The sequence below is a fragment of the Geodermatophilus sp. URMC 62 genome (assembly GCF_052931475.1).
In genome coordinates this window covers 4,321,756-4,337,179 of sequence record NZ_JBRFHY010000001.1, presented here as the reverse complement: position 1 = coordinate 4,337,179, position 15,424 = coordinate 4,321,756, and the positions used below count along the sequence as shown (strand labels likewise).

The 15,424-nt window shown below is 77.4% G+C and carries 14 protein-coding genes; 8 read left to right on the top strand and 6 right to left on the bottom strand.

The window, feature by feature from the left end:
- Window positions 1-29: 29 nt before the first annotated feature.
- Together ACU616_RS21015 and ACU616_RS21010 are read left to right on the top strand one after the other, a co-directional pair.
- Window positions 30-854 (top strand): CPBP family intramembrane glutamic endopeptidase, encoded by an 825-nt coding sequence (locus ACU616_RS21015; protein ID WP_446760355.1) that lies wholly within the window; start codon window positions 30-32, stop codon window positions 852-854.
- Window positions 855-983: 129 nt separating this feature from the next.
- Window positions 984-2,693 (top strand): alpha/beta hydrolase, encoded by a 1,710-nt coding sequence (locus ACU616_RS21010; RefSeq protein ID WP_446760354.1) that lies wholly within the window; start codon window positions 984-986, stop codon window positions 2,691-2,693.
- 46 nt (window positions 2,694-2,739) lie between these two features.
- Here ACU616_RS21010 and ACU616_RS21005 read toward each other — a convergent pair whose 3' ends face one another.
- The 4 genes from ACU616_RS21005 to ACU616_RS20990 all read right to left on the bottom strand — a co-directional run bounded on the left by ACU616_RS21005 (window position 2,740) and on the right by ACU616_RS20990 (window position 6,290).
- Complete coding sequence (locus ACU616_RS21005; protein ID WP_446760353.1) at window positions 2,740-3,399, bottom strand: CPBP family intramembrane glutamic endopeptidase; 660 nt, start codon at window positions 3,397-3,399, stop codon at window positions 2,740-2,742.
- A 118-nt stretch (window positions 3,400-3,517) separates the two neighbouring features.
- Entirely contained in the window at window positions 3,518-4,153 is a 636-nt protein-coding gene (locus tag ACU616_RS21000; protein ID WP_446760352.1) for a response regulator transcription factor, read from the bottom strand.
- Window positions 4,153-5,919, bottom strand: coding sequence for a sensor histidine kinase (locus tag ACU616_RS20995; protein ID WP_446760351.1), 1,767 nt, complete (start codon window positions 5,917-5,919; stop codon window positions 4,153-4,155). The genes ACU616_RS21000 and ACU616_RS20995 overlap by 1 nt, the downstream gene beginning before the upstream one ends.
- Complete coding sequence (locus ACU616_RS20990) at window positions 5,907-6,290, bottom strand: response regulator (protein WP_446760350.1); 384 nt, start codon at window positions 6,288-6,290, stop codon at window positions 5,907-5,909. The genes ACU616_RS20995 and ACU616_RS20990 overlap by 13 nt, the downstream gene beginning before the upstream one ends.
- A gap of 138 nt (window positions 6,291-6,428) precedes the next feature.
- Here ACU616_RS20990 and ACU616_RS20985 point away from each other — a divergent pair, with 138 nt between their 5' ends.
- The 3 genes from ACU616_RS20985 to ACU616_RS20975 all read left to right on the top strand — a co-directional run bounded on the left by ACU616_RS20985 (window position 6,429) and on the right by ACU616_RS20975 (window position 8,714).
- Window positions 6,429-6,953: a hypothetical protein gene (locus ACU616_RS20985; RefSeq protein WP_446760349.1), complete on the top strand. Its 525-nt coding sequence runs from the start codon at window positions 6,429-6,431 to the stop codon at window positions 6,951-6,953.
- Between the two features lie 185 nt (window positions 6,954-7,138).
- Window positions 7,139-8,434 carry a diacylglycerol/lipid kinase family protein gene (locus tag ACU616_RS20980; protein ID WP_446760348.1) on the top strand — a complete coding sequence of 432 codons (1,296 nt, stop codon included), beginning with the start codon at window positions 7,139-7,141 and terminating at the stop codon, window positions 8,432-8,434.
- 16 nt (window positions 8,435-8,450) lie between these two features.
- The gene (locus ACU616_RS20975; RefSeq protein ID WP_446761511.1) at window positions 8,451-8,714 is read left to right on the top strand and encodes a YciI-like protein; all 264 of its coding nucleotides are present in this window, start codon (window positions 8,451-8,453) and stop codon (window positions 8,712-8,714) included.
- A 100-nt stretch (window positions 8,715-8,814) separates the two neighbouring features.
- Here the strand turns inward: ACU616_RS20975 and ACU616_RS20970 are convergent, their stop codons facing one another.
- Window positions 8,815-9,924 carry a helix-turn-helix domain-containing protein gene (locus tag ACU616_RS20970; RefSeq protein WP_446761510.1) on the bottom strand — a complete coding sequence of 370 codons (1,110 nt, stop codon included), beginning with the start codon at window positions 9,922-9,924 and terminating at the stop codon, window positions 8,815-8,817.
- A gap of 62 nt (window positions 9,925-9,986) precedes the next feature.
- On the opposite strand from ACU616_RS20970, the gene ACU616_RS20965 reads away from it, so the two are divergent.
- From ACU616_RS20965 to ACU616_RS20955, 3 genes are all read left to right on the top strand, one after another.
- The gene (locus tag ACU616_RS20965; protein WP_446760347.1) at window positions 9,987-11,165 is read left to right on the top strand and encodes an MFS transporter; all 1,179 of its coding nucleotides are present in this window, start codon (window positions 9,987-9,989) and stop codon (window positions 11,163-11,165) included.
- Window positions 11,166-11,494: 329 nt separating this feature from the next.
- A complete protein-coding gene (locus ACU616_RS20960; protein WP_446760346.1) occupies window positions 11,495-12,400 on the top strand; it encodes an SCO6745 family protein in 906 nt (301 codons plus the stop codon).
- Window positions 12,401-12,512: 112 nt separating this feature from the next.
- Window positions 12,513-13,877 carry a cytochrome P450 gene (locus ACU616_RS20955; protein WP_446760345.1) on the top strand — a complete coding sequence of 455 codons (1,365 nt, stop codon included), beginning with the start codon at window positions 12,513-12,515 and terminating at the stop codon, window positions 13,875-13,877.
- Here the strand turns inward: ACU616_RS20955 and ACU616_RS20950 are convergent.
- Window positions 13,790-15,100 (bottom strand): protein kinase domain-containing protein, encoded by a 1,311-nt coding sequence (locus ACU616_RS20950; RefSeq protein WP_446760344.1) that lies wholly within the window; start codon window positions 15,098-15,100, stop codon window positions 13,790-13,792. The genes ACU616_RS20955 and ACU616_RS20950 overlap by 88 nt on opposite strands.
- Window positions 15,101-15,424: the final 324 nt, after the last annotated feature.

Below are 15,424 nucleotides of genomic sequence, written 5' to 3'. Positions count from 1 at the left end.
GCGTTCCTCTCCACCCGACGGAGGCCCTCATGTCCAGCACCGTGGCCTGGGTGCGGCAGCACCGGCTGACCTGCTTCTTCGCCCTCGCCTACCTGGTGTCGTGGACGCCGTGGGCCTTCGACCTGGCCGGGTCCTCGCTCGGCACGCCGTTCTTCCCCGGCGGCCCTCTCGTCGCGGCGCTCCTGGTCATCGCGGTCGCCGACGGCCGGCGGGGCTTCCGGGAGCTCGGCTCGCGGCTGGTCCGGTGGCGGGTCGGCTGGGTCTGGTACGTCGTCGCCCTCGGCCTCCCGGTGCTCATGGTGCTCGCGACCGGCGTCCTCACGTGGTGGAGCGGCGCCCCAGCACCGGACCTCTCGGGGGTCGTCTGGACCGACGTGGTCCTGCTGCTGGCGCTGCGCACGGTCAACCCGACCGACAGCGCGCTGGGCGAGGAGCCCGGCTTCCGCGGCTACGCGCTGCCGCACCTGCAGGACCGGCTGTCCCCGCTGGCGGCGGCCGGGGTGCTCGGCGTCCTGACCGCGGGCTGGCACGTCCCGCTCGTCGCACTCGGCAACCTCGGCTGGATCGGGCTGCCCTCCACCGTGGTGATCACGTTCCTCTACGTGTGGCTGTTCAACCGCAGCGGCGGCAGCCTGCTCATGGCCGTGCTCTTCCACGCCAGCCAGGGCGCCTTCACCTTCGGCATGCTCGGCTTCGCCGATGCCGACGTCGACCGCGCCGCCTACGTCTACTTCGGCGTCCTCGTGGTGGCCGTGGGGGCCGTGGTGGGCCTCGACCGCGAGATCTGGCGCAGGGCGCCGGAGTCGGCCGTCGACACCGAGCCCGTCTCCGTCCCGGCCGGCGCCGGCGTCTGACCGGGACGTGCCGGAGCCGGCACCCCCGGCCCCGGCACGACACGCCCACCGGGCGCAGGACGGCGACTCCCGCGTCCACGAGGTCCCGACGGGCGCCTGCGGCGCCCGATCGGGGGGAGGATGCGCCGAGTGGACCAGCTCACGGTCCCCGAGGACCGGACCAGGACCGACACCGACCGACCGCAGCACGGACGGCGGACGGTGCGGCGACGACCGCTCCGGCGCCCCTTCCGCTACACGCTGCCCGGCCTGGCCGGGGCCCTGGTCCTGCTGTGCGCGTCGCTCACCCCGTCGCTGCTCCCGCGGACCGGGCTGACCCAGGGGCTGATCAGCGGCCTCTCCGCCGCCTTCGGCTACGCCGTCGGGGTGGTGGCCGCCGCCGCCTGGCGGGCGGTCGTCGACCGGGACGCGCGGCCCGCCCGGCGGCGCTCGTGGCTCGTCCTCGGCGGGGTCGCGCTCGTCGCCTTCGTCGCGGCGACCGCGTACGGCCGCTACTGGCAGGCGCGCATCCGGGAGCTGATGGACGCGCCCGCCGACAGCGCGTTCTCCGTGGTGGTGGTGCCCCTGGTCGCCGGCGCCGTCTTCGTCGTGCTCGTCGCGCTGGCCCGCGCGGTGCGGCGCGTCTACACCGGGATCGCGCTGCTGCTCGACCGGTGGATCGGCGCCCGCGCCGCCCGCGCGCTGGGCTGGGCGGTGGTCGTGGTGGGCTCGGCGCTCCTGCTCAGCGGCGTCGTGGCCGACCAGCTCGTCGCGGCCGCCGACCGGGTCTTCTCCGTCCGCAACGACCGGACCGACGAGGGCGTGGTCGCGCCCACCGCGGCCGAGCGGTCGGGAGGACCGGGGTCCCTCATCGGCTGGGGGTCCCTCGGCCGGGAGGGCCGCACGTTCGTGGGGACCGGGCCCTCGGCCGACGACATCGCGGCCTTCACCGGCGCACCGGCCCCGCAGCCGGTGCGCGCCTACGCCGGGCTCGACTCGGCCCCCACCGCCGAGCTGCGCGCCGGCCTCGCCGTCGACGACCTCGTCCGCGCCGGCGGCCTGGACCGCGCCGTCCTCGCGGTGGTCACCACCACGGGGTCGGGGTGGGTCGACCCCGGTGCGGTGGACTCCCTGGAGTACCTGGCCGGCGGGGACACCGCTGCGGTGGCGATCCAGTACTCCTACCTGCCGTCGTTCGTCTCCTACGTGGTCGACAGCGACCGGGCCCGCGAGTCCGGCCGGGAGCTCTTCGACGCGGTGTACGACCGCTGGTCCCGCCTGCCGCTCGACGACCGGCCGCGCCTGGTCGTGGTGGGTGAGAGCCTGGGCTCCTTCGGCGCCGAGACCGCGTTCAGCGGCGAGCACGACCTGCGCAACCGGACCGCCGGGGCGGTCCTCGCCGGCCCCCCGCAGTTCAACACGCTGTTCCGGGAGTTCGTCGACGACCGGGACGCGGGCAGCCCCGAGATCGCGCCGGAGTACCGGGACGGCCGCACGGTCCGCTTCACCGACGACCCCACCCAGGACGTCGCGCCGGCCAGCGAGCCGTGGGACGGCACCCGCGTGCTCTACCTGGTGCACGCCTCCGATCCCGTCGTGTGGTGGACCCCGGAGCTGGTGTACGCCCGCCCGACGTGGCTGGAGGAGCACCGGGGCGACGACGTCGTCGACGCGGTGCGGTGGATCCCCTTCGTCACCTTCTGGCAGGTGACGGCCGACATGCCGTTCGCCACGAACGTCCCCGACGGGCACGGGCACGTGTACACGTCCCAGTACGTCGACGCCTGGGCGCAGGTCCTCCAGCCGCCGGGCTGGGACGCCGAGCGGGCGCAGCGGATGCACGACCTCCTCGCCGCCTGACGCGTTCCCGGTGCCGTGACGGGAGGCGCCGTCACGGGAGGCGCCGTCACGGGAGACGCAGGGCCGTGGCGGCGGCCACGACGCCGAGGGAGTTGGACGCCAGGTGCAGCAGCGCGGGCGCCAGCAGGCTGCCGCTGCGCAACCGCAGCCAGGTGAGGAGCAGGCCGGCGGCCACCGTCCACAGACAGGTCACCAGGACGGCGGCGCCGGTGGCGAGGGGCCCGCCGGCGAGGTCGTTGGCCGCCAGGCCGTCCAGCGTCGGGCGGACGTGCCAGACGCCGAAGAGCACGCAGGACACGGCCGTGGCCGCCGGCCGCGGGAGCACGCGGCCGGCCGCCGCCTGCAGGACGCCGCGGAAGGCGACCTCCTCCCACAGGACGGTGCCCAGGGGGATGCGCACGAGCACCCGCACCGCCACCTCCGCACCGTCGAGACCCGCGATCCGGGCGTCGGCCAGCAGCGGGCGCAGCGCAGGAGCGGCCACGGCCACCGCGTACCCGGCGGCGACGAGCGCCGCGCCGGCCCCGCCCCACCTGCCCCCGGCGGCCAACCGCCGCCGGCCGAGTCCCAGCTCCTCCCAGGTCAGGCCCACCCGCCTGGCCGCGGCGAGCAGCACCCCTGCTGCCACCACGGCCGCGACCACGGCGGATGCGGGCCGGCCGGGGAGGTGCGGGACGACCAGGCCGTTCCAGCCGGCCAGCACCACGCAGAGTCCTCCGGTGAACCGGACGAGTCTCCGGCGCCCTGCTGTGCGGTCGTCCACCGGCGTGGTCCTCTCCCGGGCTCTGCGGCGTGCCCGCCGCGCGGACCGGCGGCGCGGTCGGTCAGGAACGCAGGTAGGCGAGCACGGCGAGGACCCGCCGGTTGGCGTCGGGCGCCGGGTGCAGGTCCAGCTTCGTGAACACGTTGTGCACGTAGGCCTCGACCGTCTTCGGGCTGAGGAACAGCCGCTCGCAGATGGCCTGGTTCGACCGCCCCTCCGCCATGACGGCCAGGACCTCCCGCTCCCGCTCCGAGAGCGCGTCCAGGGGGTTGCGCACGCGGCGCCGCCCGACGAGCTGGGCGACGACGCCGGGGTCGATCACCACTCCCCCGGCCGCGACCCGGCGGACGGCGTCGGCGAGCTCACCGGGATCGGCGACCCGCTCCTCGAGCAGGTACCCGGCGCCGGAGGCGCCGGACTCGACCAGCCGCATCGCGTAGTGCGGCTCCACGTGCGCCGACAGCACGAGGACGCCCGTGCCCGGGTGGCGGGCGGTGAGCTCCCGCGCGGCGTCGAGGCCCTCGGTGGTGTGCGTCGGCGGCATCCGGATGTCGACGACGACGGCGTCCGGCGGGTCCCGGTCCGCGACGTCCAGGAGCGCGGCGGCGTCCCCCACCTGCGCGGTGACGTCGAACCCGGCGTCGGCGAGCAGCCGCGCGATGCCCGCCCGGAACAGCGCCGCGTCGTCGGCGACCATCACGCGCACGAGACCGTCGCGATCACCCGGGTGCCGCCGCCCCGTGGGCTGCGCACCGACAGTTCGCCGCCGAGCGCGGCCACCCGGTCGGCGAGGCCGCGCAGCCCCGACCCGTCCGGGTCGGCCCCGCCGGCACCGTCGTCGCAGACCTCGACCCGGAGGCCGTCACCGGTCTCCCGCACCTCGACGACGAGCTGTGCGGCCCCCGCGTGCTTGGCGGCGTTGGCCAGCGCCTCGGACACCACGAAGTAGCAGGTCTGCTCGACCGCGTCCGCCCACCGCCGGTCGGGCACCCCTGCGACCACCACCGGCAGCGGGCAGCGCTCGGCGAGCGAGACGAGGGCAGGCCCGAGACCGGCGTCGGTCAGCAGCACCGGGTAGATCCCCCGGGCCAGCTCCCGGAGCTCGTCGAGGGCACCGGCCAGCTCCGCGCCCGCCTCGTCCAGGAGAACGCCCAGCTCACCGCGCTCAGCGGTGTCCAGCTGCGTGTGCGCCAGCCGCAGCGCGAGGGCCACCGTGACCAGCCGCTGCTGGGCTCCGTCGTGCAGGTCGCGTTCCACCCGCCGGCGCGCCCCGTCGGCCGCCTCGACGATCCGCGCCCTCGACGCCTGGACCTCCCGGAGCTGGCTGCGGACCTCGGCGTGCAGGCGCTCGTTCTCGACCGCCAGGCCCGCCCCCGCCGCGACCGCCGCCACCAGTTCGGGCTCTCCCGCGAGCACCGGGTCGTGCACCAGCACCGCGATCTGCTCGCCGTCGCGCTCCAGGTAGGTCAGGGCCCGCCCGTCGACCGGGGCGACGCGCACCGGGGCACCGGCCGGATCGACGAAGGCACGGCGCTCGGGCAGCCAGTAGGCCAGCTCCAGGGACGGGTCGTGCAGCGTGGCGGCCAGGACGCTGCGCAGCCGCTCGGGCACCGGCAGCCCGGCGCCGAGCTCCACGATGAGGCCGCCCACTGCCGACCGGTCGAGCTGGCTGCGGAGCAGACCCAGCAGCAGCGCCAGCGGCCACACGACGAGGACGACCTGCGCCGACCAGGCGAGCCCGACCCCCACGGCCGGCGGGATGAGCAGCAGGACGGCCGTCCGCTCGACGAGGATCGTTCCGACGATCAGCGCCGCACCCACCGCGCCGGGTGCGAGGGTGCGGCGCTGCGCGGGGCCGGCCGACCGCCACCGCGAGAACACCAGGCCCAGCAGGGACAGGAGCAGGACGACGACCACGCCCTGCACGACCAGGTCGACGCCGGAGGGGTCGAACTCCCCGTTGCTCGGCGCGATCACCAGACCGTTCGGCGGCGGCCCCTCCCCGAGCTGCCGCCGGGCCCCGAAGGCGAACAGGAAGACGGCGTCCAGTGGTGCGGAGAGGAGGTAGCCGACCGTGACGAGCACCCGTTCCACCCGGTTCTGCACGCGGCCGGCCGGGAAGGTGGCCAGCAGGTGCACGAGCACGCTGAGGTGGACCGAGCCGAGCAGGACGCCCACCACGAAGCCGGAGCGGGTGTCGACCGCCACCGCGAAGCGGGCGAACCAGGCGAAGCCGAGCACGACCATCAGGACGCCGGTCCGGCTGTCCGGGCGGCGCGCCCAGGCCACCAGGCCCACCCCGATGAAGGACCAGCCGACGGCGAGGTCCAGCACGAGGGTCGGCGCCAGCAGGTCGGCGGGCACCGTGTAGCCGCCCCACACGAGCGCGCCCGCCGCCGCGGCTCCGGCGACCGCCCCGGCGGAGGCCACCACCGCGCGGGTGCGGGGCCTCAGCCGCTGCACGGCACCGGCCGTCCTGGTCCGTCGATCACACGCAGCAGTGTCTCGCCGCTGAGCTCCGCCTTGGCGATGAAACCGCGCGCCGTGCTGGCGTCCACCCGGTGGCCGTAGTCCAGCAGTGCCCGGCTCGAGACGAGCACGACGACCGGGGCCGGCTGCCCCCGGGCGAGCGCCTCGGCCACCGCGAAGCCGTCCAGATCGGGCAGCTGGACGTCGAGGAGGACCACGTCGGGCACGAGGTCGCGCGCCGCGGCGAGGGCCCCGGCGCCGTCGGCGGCCTCCCCCACGACCTGGAAACCGCCCGCCACGAGCAGCCGGCGGGCCAGTGACCGGAAGGGGGCGTGGTCGTCGACGATCAGCACCCGCGCTGTCACGGGTCGAGCGTGACGACGCCGCCCGCCCCGCCGCCACGGGGCCAGCCCCGTGCCCGTCCCCGGGTCAGCCCCCTGATGCGGGAGGCTCCGCCGGAGCACCGTCGGAGCCGTCGGATCCCGCCGCTCCCGGAGGCAGCCATGTCCCGCACCGTGCGCACTCCGCACCTGTTCCGGACGGACCTGTTCGGCACGGACCTGTTCGGCACGAACCTGGTCCGCGTCGGGCTGGCCGGCGGGGTCGCCGCCGTCCTGCTCACCGCGTGCGGCGGCGGGGGCGACGAGGCCGACTCCACGACGACCCCCGCGGCGGGGCAGAGCGAGGAGGGGACGGCGCCGACCGAGGACGTGGCCGACTTCTGCTCCCAGGCCGCCGACCTCGACGACCGGGTCGACGCCGCCCTGTCCGACCGCGAGGGCGACGACGCATCGGTCGCCGACGCCTTCCGCCAGATCGCGACGGAGTTGCGCGGCATCGAGGCCCCCGAGGCGATCTCGGCGGACTGGGGCGCGATGGCGGCCGGCCTGGACCGGATGGCCGACGCGTTCGGCGACGTCGACGTCACCGACTCCGACTCGCTGGAGGCACTGGACCGGGCCGAGGGCGACCTGACCACGGCGAGCACCCACGTCGACGACTACCTCAGCGACCAGTGCGGGATCTGACGCGGCGCTGCCCGGACCGGTCCATCCGCCCGGCCGGCGGACCACACTGACCCACCGGAAGCCCGTCGGCACGGGAGAGGCGGCCGTCGATGTCCGGTCCCCAGCGTCGTCGGACCCCGCGTGGACGCGACGGCGCGGCCCGCGGGCGACGACGCCGCAGGCGCTGGCGCCGGACCCACGCTGCCGTGGCCCTCGCCGCCGCGGCGTGGGTGGCGGTGCTCAGCGTCGCGGCGGCGGTGGACGACTTCCCCCGCGGCCTGCTGCTGCTCGTCTGCGGCGCGCTGGTCGCCGCGGGCGCGTGGGAGGGGGTGCTCCGCCGTGGCTGGGGGCGGGTCGCCGGCCTCGCCGTTGCCGCCGTGGCCCTGGCCGGCGGCGTCCTGCTGCTCATCGACGAGGGGTACTCGCGCACCCTCCTGCTGCTCGGCCTGGGCGCCCTGGTCCTCTACGCGGCGGCCCGGTCGGCCTTCCGCCCGGACGTCGTCCTCCCGCCCGCCGAGCCGCCCCGCCGGCCGGTGGTCGTCGTCAACCCGCGGTCGGGCGACGGCCGCGCGGCCCGCGTCGGGCTCACCGCGGCCGCCCGCGACCGGGGTATCGAGGTGCTGGAGCTGCGACCGGGTGAGGACCTGGCGGCGCTCGTGCGCAGCGCGGTGGACGCGGGCGCCGATGCCGTGGGCATGGCCGGCGGCGACGGCTCGCAGGCCGTGGTGGCCGCCGTCGCCGCCGAGACCGGCCTCCCCTACGCCTGCATCCCCGCGGGGACGCGCAACCACTTCGCCCTCGACCTCGGCGTGGACCGGGACGACGTCGTGGGGGCGCTGGACGCGCTGGTCGACGGCGGGGAGCGGGTGGTCGACCTCGCCGAGGTCAACGGCCGCGTCTTCGTCGACAACGTCTCGCTCGGGGTCTACGCGCAGGCCGTCGCGCAGGACGGGTACCGCGGCGCGAAGCTGCGGACCCTGCTCGCCACGGTGCCCGAGGCACTGGGCGCGGGCGGCGGCGTCCAGGACCTGCGGTGGACGACGCCGGGCGGGCGGAGCATGCGGGGTGCGGCGGTGATCCTGGTGGGCAACAACCAGTACCGGCTGGCCGGGGCCGCCGGCGCGGGAACGCGTCCGGCCGTCGACCAGGGGGTCCTCGGGATCACCGTGGTCGACCCGCCGGGCAGCCGCGACCGGCGCGGGCGGCGCCCGGTGCGCCAGTGGACGGCCCCCGCGTTCCGGGTCGACGCCGACCGGCCGGTCGCGGCGGGCATCGACGGCGAGTCGGCGCTGCTGCACCCGCCGGTCGTCTTCCGGACGCGACCGGCCGCCCTGCGGGTCCGCATCGCCGCCCACCACCCGGGCGCCTCCCCCTCGGCGGTCGAGCCGGTCGGGGCGCTGGCGGCCCTCCGCGCCCTGGCCCGCATCGCCGCCGGCGGCGACCCCCGCCGGCTGCCGCCCCGGGTGACGCCGCCGGTGCGGCAGCGGGACACCGCCGTGTGACAGTGGCGGCGTGCACATGCTCTTGGAGTACACCCTGGCCGACGACTACCTCGAGCGGCGGGCGGCGCTCCGCGAGGACCACCTCGCCCTCGCCCGGGCGGCGCACGAGCGGGGCGAGCTGCTGCTGGCCGGCGCGCTGCCCGATCCCTACGACCGGGCGCTGCTGGTGTGGACGGCCGGGCGCGAGGTCGTCGAGCGGTTCGCCGAGGCCGACCCCTACGTCGTCCACGGGCTGGTCACCGCCTGGACGGTCCGGCCGTGGAACGTGGTCGTGGGCTGAGGGGAGCCCGCTCCCCCGGCTCGTTCCGCACCCCCGGTGTCCGATCGGGCCGTCGGCACGCGGAACGACCCGGCGGGGCCGGCGGCAGGTGCCGCGCCGGTCAGGGCTGCCGGGCCCACCGCCGGTAGTCGCTGGGGCTGGTGCCGTAGACCTGCCGGAAGGCACGGCTGAGGCTCGTCGCGTCGGGGAAGCCCCAGCGGCGGGCGATGGCGAACACCGGCGCCGTGCCGCGGGGGTCGGCGAGCTCGCGGCGGCAGCGTTCCAGGCGCTCGCGCCGGATGTGCCGGGCCACGGTGGTGCCCTCGCGGGCGAAGAGCCGGTGCAGGTGCCGGGTGGACAGGCGGTGCGCGCGGGCGACGGCGGCCGGGTCGAGCCCGGGGTCGCCGAGGTGCCCGGCGACCCAGCCGTGGATGCGGCGCGGCTGCTCGGCGGCCGGGCCGGCGGGCTGCGGCGGCGCGGTCAGCTCCGCGGCGACGGTGGTGACCAGGTCGGCGACCTCACCGGCCGGCCGCACCGCGCCGGCCGGTGAGAGGTCCGGCGGGCCGGCGGCGAGCTCCCGCAGCGCCCGCCCCACGATCCCGCCCAGCCCGCGGCGGCCGTCGACGGCGCGGGCGGTGAGCCGCTGCGTGCCCGCGGCGTCGACGGCGACGCTCGAGCGTGGCCAGGTCAGCACCAGCAGCCCGACGTCGCCGCGCAGCCGCCCCGAGAAGGCCCGCTCGGTTTCGTAGACGGCGTGGTCCCCCGGGCCCACCTCCGCCTCCCGCCCGTCCTGCCGCAGCACCGCACCGCCGCGGGTGACCAGCCCGACCTGCAGCCAGGCCTCGGGATCGGCGCGGGCCAGACCCCGCGTGCGGTGGTAGTCGGCGCCGGTGGAGTCGACCGTGGCGACCGACAGGTGGCCCGCCGGCGCGCTGCGCACCGCGCCGGCGAAGGAGGTGTCCCGGTCGGCGTCGATGTCGAGGGCGATGAAGTGCTCGCGGCCAACTCGTCGGTGGTCCCGCTGGTAGGTCGGTGGTCCCGCTGGTAGGAGGACGCCGCACGGTCGAACGTCGCGGCCAGGCTGCGGCGCTCCTCGTCCGACGGCACCCGCCGAGCATCCTCGCCCCGGTCCGGCCCTGCGCTCCCCGGGCTCCTTCCGACCTGTGCGGGCCCGATCGGACCGGCACAGGCCGGAACGAGCCCGGGGAGCCGGCGGCCGGGCCGGCCGCACAGCCGCCACCCGTCCGTGGGCACGCAGACCTACAGGTCAGCGGTACCGGTAGCGTCCGGCCGGTGACGGGGGCCACAGCCGAGCAGCGCGCCACCCGACGCCGGCTCGACGCCCTCACCCTGGGCCTGTTCACCGTGGCCCTGGGCACCAACATCCCCACGCCGCTGCTGCTGGTCTACCGCCGCACGCTGCACCTCTCGGAGTCCGACCTCACCGCCGTCTTCGGCTGCTACGCCGTCGGCCTGGTCGCCGCGCTCACCGTCTCCGGCGCGGCCTCGGACCGCTTCGGCCGGCGGGCGCTGGTCCTCCCGTTCGCGGTGGTGGCCGGCCTGGTGTCGCTGCTGTTCATCCCTGCCGCGGGCTCCCTGCCGCTGCTCTACACCGGCCGGCTGCTGCAGGGAGTGGTCTCCGGGGTCGTGTTCTCGGTGGCCAACGCGTGGCTGCAGGACCTCGCCGGGCCGCACGGGCAGCAGTCGGCGGCCACCCGCGGCGCCGTCTCGACGTCCCTGGGCTTCGCCGTCGCCCCGGCGATGAGCGGCGTGCTCGCCCAGTACGGCCCGGCGCCGACGACGCTGCCCTACCTCGTGCACGTCGCCGTCCTGCTGGTCGGCCTGGCCGCGCTGGTCACCGTCCCCGAGACCGTGCACGCCCGCCGTCCAGGCCGGCTGATGACCCTCGGGCTGCCGCCGGAGGCGCGGCGGCCGTTCTGGGCGGTGCTGGCCCCCACCGCCGTCGGCGTGTTCGCGTTCCCGACGGTCGCGGCCACCCTGCTGCCGCTGCTCGTCGTCCCCGACGGCGTGGGCGTCGCCTACGCCGGCGTCATCGCCGGGCTGGCCCTCGGGGCGAGCGCGGCCGCGGCCCGGATGGGCCGGCGCTACGAGCGCGGCGCCGGGCCGCTCGGGATGCTGCTCGGCGCGGCCGGCCTGACCCTCGGCGTGGCCGCGATCCTCGCGCGGTCCGGGCCGCTGCTGCTGCCGTCGTCGGCGCTGATGGGGACCGGCGGCGGGCTCTGCCTCACCGCCGGGCTCACCCTCACCGCCCGGCTGGCGCCGCCGCACGCCCGGGGGGCGATGAACAGCGCGTTCTACGCCTTCGCCTACCTCGGCTTCGGCACGCCGCTGCTGCTCGCCTCCCTGGGGTCGGCCCTCGGCGCGGTCACGGCCATGTCGGTGTTCGTCGCCGTGCCGCTGGCGATCGCCGGCTGGCTCCGGCTCGAGCTGCGCCGCGACGGCCGGGGCTGAGCGCAGCCGGACCGGCCCCTCCCGCGGTCGCGGGGTGCCCACGTCGCTCCGCCCTCCGCTGCAGTCCGGGCGCCGCACGCGGGGACGCGCCCCACGGGCCGCCTGCCGAACCGGAGGACCCCGCTGCCCGTCCTCGCCGTCGCCGCCGTCGGGACCGGCGACCAGGCCGGCGCAGCTCGAGGGGCTCCTCGACGGCACCGCCACCTAGGCGGAGTCGGTGGTCAGCGCGGAGGTGCGGGGAATCGCCGCCCGGTGAGCGGTGCACGCACCGGACGGCGACGGGCGTCGCGGGGATGGTGCCGCGCCACCCGGCGGGCCACGATGCGCCCGTGGACTTCGCCCAGGCACAGCAGGTCTTCCTCACGCCTCCCGACGCCGAGCGGCCGCCGGCCGGTGTGCCCGACTCCCCCTCCCGCCGGCTGCGCGACGCCGCCGAGCCGATCGCGACCGTCAGCTGGTGGGGGACGCCGGTCAACGACCGGCTCGCCGCCCTCGGCCTGGACTTCCTGACCGGCTACGTGTGGGGCCGCACCGCCCCGATGGGCGAGCCGGCCCCGCTGGTCGTCGTCGCCGCGTTCGGCGTCTTCGAACCGGGGCTGCTCACCGGCCTCTACGAGCAGGCGCGCGCCACGGCGTCGCGCGCCGACGTGCTCGCCGCCCGGGAGCAGGGCGTCGTCGAGTCGCTGCGCGACCTGCTGCCCGGCGTCGACGTCACCGGCGCCGTCGCCGCGCTGCGCCGGGGCACCGACGCGGCGGCGCGGGACCTCGCCGGCCGGCCGCTGTTCGCCGGCCAGCTCTCGCTGCCCTGGCCCGAGGACCCGCTCGGGCAGCTGTGGCACGCCGCCACGCTGCTGCGCGAGTACCGCGGCGACGTGCACGTGGCCGCCAACGTCGCCGAGGGGATCAGCGGCGTGCAGATGAACCTGCTCACCGAGTACTGGGTGGGGTGGGAGCACACCGCCTACGCCGGCACCCGCGGCTGGTCACCCGAGGCGATGGCCGCGGCCGACGCCGACCTCGCCGGCCGCGGGCTGGTCTCCGGCGGGCGGCTCACCGACGAGGGACGGCGGCTGCGCGACGCGGTCGAGGCGCGGACCGAGGCGGCGCTCGACCCGGTGCTGACCGCGATCGGCCCCGACCTGGACGGGGTCACCGCGCAGCTCGACGAGTGGTCGGCGGCGATCGTCGCCGGCGGGGCGGCCCCGCCGGACGTGTACAAGCGCATCAGCGGCTGAGGAAGGACCCCCGTGCCCCCCGCCACTCGCAGGCTCGCGGCGAGCCCCTGCACGGGGGCCGGAGGATGGGTCCCGCAGGCTCGGCCGGCGGACGGGGAGGCAGGACGTGACGGTGCGCAGCACGGTCCGCTGGGCCGCCACCCACGGCGCGATGCGGCTGGCGATCCGGTCGCGGGCCCGCACCGGCAACGCCGACGCCGAGGTGCTCGTCGACCCCGCGGTCCGCGAGGACCCCTTCGCCCACTACGAGCGGCTGCGCACCCCCGCGCCGTTCACCGGCGGGGCCTTCGCCCGGGTCAGCGTCCACCACGACGTGTGCACCGAGGTCCTGCGCAGCGACGCCTTCGGGCAGATCGGCGGGGACCGCGCCGAGGGCCTGCCGCCGCTGCTGCGGACGCTGCTGCGGCTGGCCGGTCCCCGGCCGAGCGTCGGCCCCATCGACCCGCCGTCGATGCTCGCCGTCGACCCGCCCGAGCACACCCGCTACCGCAGGCTGGTCAGCCGCGCGTTCACCGCCCGCGCCGTCGCCCGGCTGCGCGACCGCACCGGCGAGATCGCCGACGAGCTGCTCGACGGGCTCGGGCGCGAGGCCGCCGGCACCGGCGGGCACGTCGACCTCGTCGCCCGCTACGCCAGCCTGTTGCCGGTCACGGTCATCTCCGAGGTGCTCGGCGTCCCCGTGGCGATGCGCGAGCAGTTCCTCGCCTGGGGCGACGGCGCCGCGCCGAGCCTGGACCTGGGCCTGGACCGGCGCACCCACCGCAGCGTGGAGCGCAACCTGGGCGAGCTCGACGCCTGGTTCCGCGGGCACCTGCAGCGGCTGCGCCGCTCCCCCGGCGACGACCTGCTGTCCACGCTGGTCACCACGGCCGACGACGACGGCGGCGGGCTGGCCGAGCAGGAGCTGCTGTCCACGGCCCTGCTCGTCTTCGGCGCCGGCTTCGAGACCACGGTGAACCTGATCGGCAACGGCGCCGCGCAGCTGTTCGCCCACCCCGGCCAGCGCCGGCTGCTGGCCGCGGACCCCTCGCTGTGGCCCAACGCCGTCGACGAGGTGCTGCGCGTGGACTCCCCGGTGCAGCGGACCGGGCGGCGGGCCCGGCGCGACACCACGGTGCACGGCGCGCGCATCCGCGAGGGCGACCTGGTCCTGCTCCTGCTCGCCGCGGCCAACCGCGACCCGCGGGTGTTCCCCGACCCGCACGTCTTCGACGTCACCCGCGCCAACGCCCGCGACCACGTCGCCTTCTCCAGCGGCATCCACTTCTGCCTCGGCGCCGCGCTCGCGCGGATGGAGGGCGAGGTCGCGCTGCGGGCCTTGTTCGAGCGCTTCCCCGACCTCGCCCCGGCCGGCCCCGGGCGCCACCGCGGCACGGTCATCCTGCGCGGCTACGAGTCGCTGCCCGTCGTCCTTCCCGCGCAGGCCGCCGCCGCCGCCGGCGAACCGCACGCCGCCCCGTCCGCCGGCGCGCCGTAGACCGTGAACGCCCGCGGCAGCAGCCACACCGCGAGCACCGCCAGCAGCAGGACCAGCAGCACGACGGCGACCACCACGGCCGGACGGCGCGGCGGCCGGGCCTCGTCCTCCTCCGCCTCCCCGGCGGCGTCCGGCTCCCGGAGGGCCGGCTCGTCGGCGGCCGGGACGGCGGGGACCGGCGTCCCCTCCCGTGCCGGGCCGGGCCCGACGGTGACCGCGGGGCCCGGCGCCGTGCCCGCCGGCGCGGCGCCGTGGGAGTTCCCCTGCCGGGCACCGGCGGCCGGGGCGCCCGGCGTCGGCCCGCCGCCGCGGGTCGGGGCGACGATGCGCTCGGCACCCAGCACGACCGGCATCCCGTCCGCGGCCAGCCAGTGGGGGCCCCAGGCCCGCGTGCCCGCCTCGGCCAGCGCCACCCCGAACGCCTCCGCGGTCGCGTGGCGCTCGGCGGGGTCGGTGGCCAGGCCGCGCATGACGACGGCGGCGACGTCGGCCGGGACGTCGGGGGCCACGTCGCGCAGCGGGACCGGCGCCTCGTAGGCGTGCTTGAACAGCAGGGACATCACGTCGCCGTCCGCGGTGAACGGCAGCACGCCCGACAGCAGCTCGTAGAGCATCGTCGCCAGCGCGTACACGTCGGTGGCCGGCGACAGCTCCGCGCCGCGCGCCTGCTCCGGCGCCACGTAGGACGGCGTGCCGACGACGTCGCCGGCGCGGGTGAGCATGGTCTCGGCCCCGCCGAGCACCTTGGCGATGCCGAAGTCGGTGACCTTCACCGCCCCGCTGCCGGCGAACATCATGTTCTCGGGCTTGACGTCGCGGTGCAGCACGCCGCGCACGTGGGCGGCGTTGAGGCCCGCCGCGCAGGCCAGGCACACCGCGACCGCCCCGGGGGCGGAGAACCCGGTGGTGAGGGCGCGCTCGCGCAGCGTCCCCCCGGGCAGCAGCTCCATCACCAGCAGGCACAGGTCCTCCCGCTCGACGAAGTCGTACACGGGGACGACGTGCGGGTGGTCGAGCGAGGCGAGCACGCGCGCCTCCGCGGTGAACCGCCGCCGGACGGCGACGTCGGCCGCGAACGCCGTGGGCAGCTGCTTGATGGCGACGCTGCGGTCGAGCTGGCGGTGGTGGCCGGCGAGCACCACGCCCCAGCCGCCCTGCCCGAGCACCTCGCCGATGTCGTACGCCGGGAGTGCGTCGGCGATCCGCTGCCGTTCGGCCTGCATCGGATCAGCGCGGCCCGCGCCCGGGCACGACGGTCCGGGACGGGGGACGGGCGGAGCCGGACGGCGCGCGCACGGGCTGGCTGTGGGCCACGGGGACTCCTCGGACCACCCCGGCCGGCCGTGCCGCCGACGGACCGGGCTGGCCATGGCTCCGGCGGAGATGGCCCGGGCAGTCTACTGGCGGCGGCCCCGCGGCCGGGCCGTCGCGCGCGCCCTCCCTCGGCGGGTCCGGCGTCCTGTTCCGCGGCGCCGTACGGCCCTAGCCTGGGCCCGCCGACCACGGGGGCGCGGGAGCGCGGCAGGGTCCACACACGGTCGGGAGGA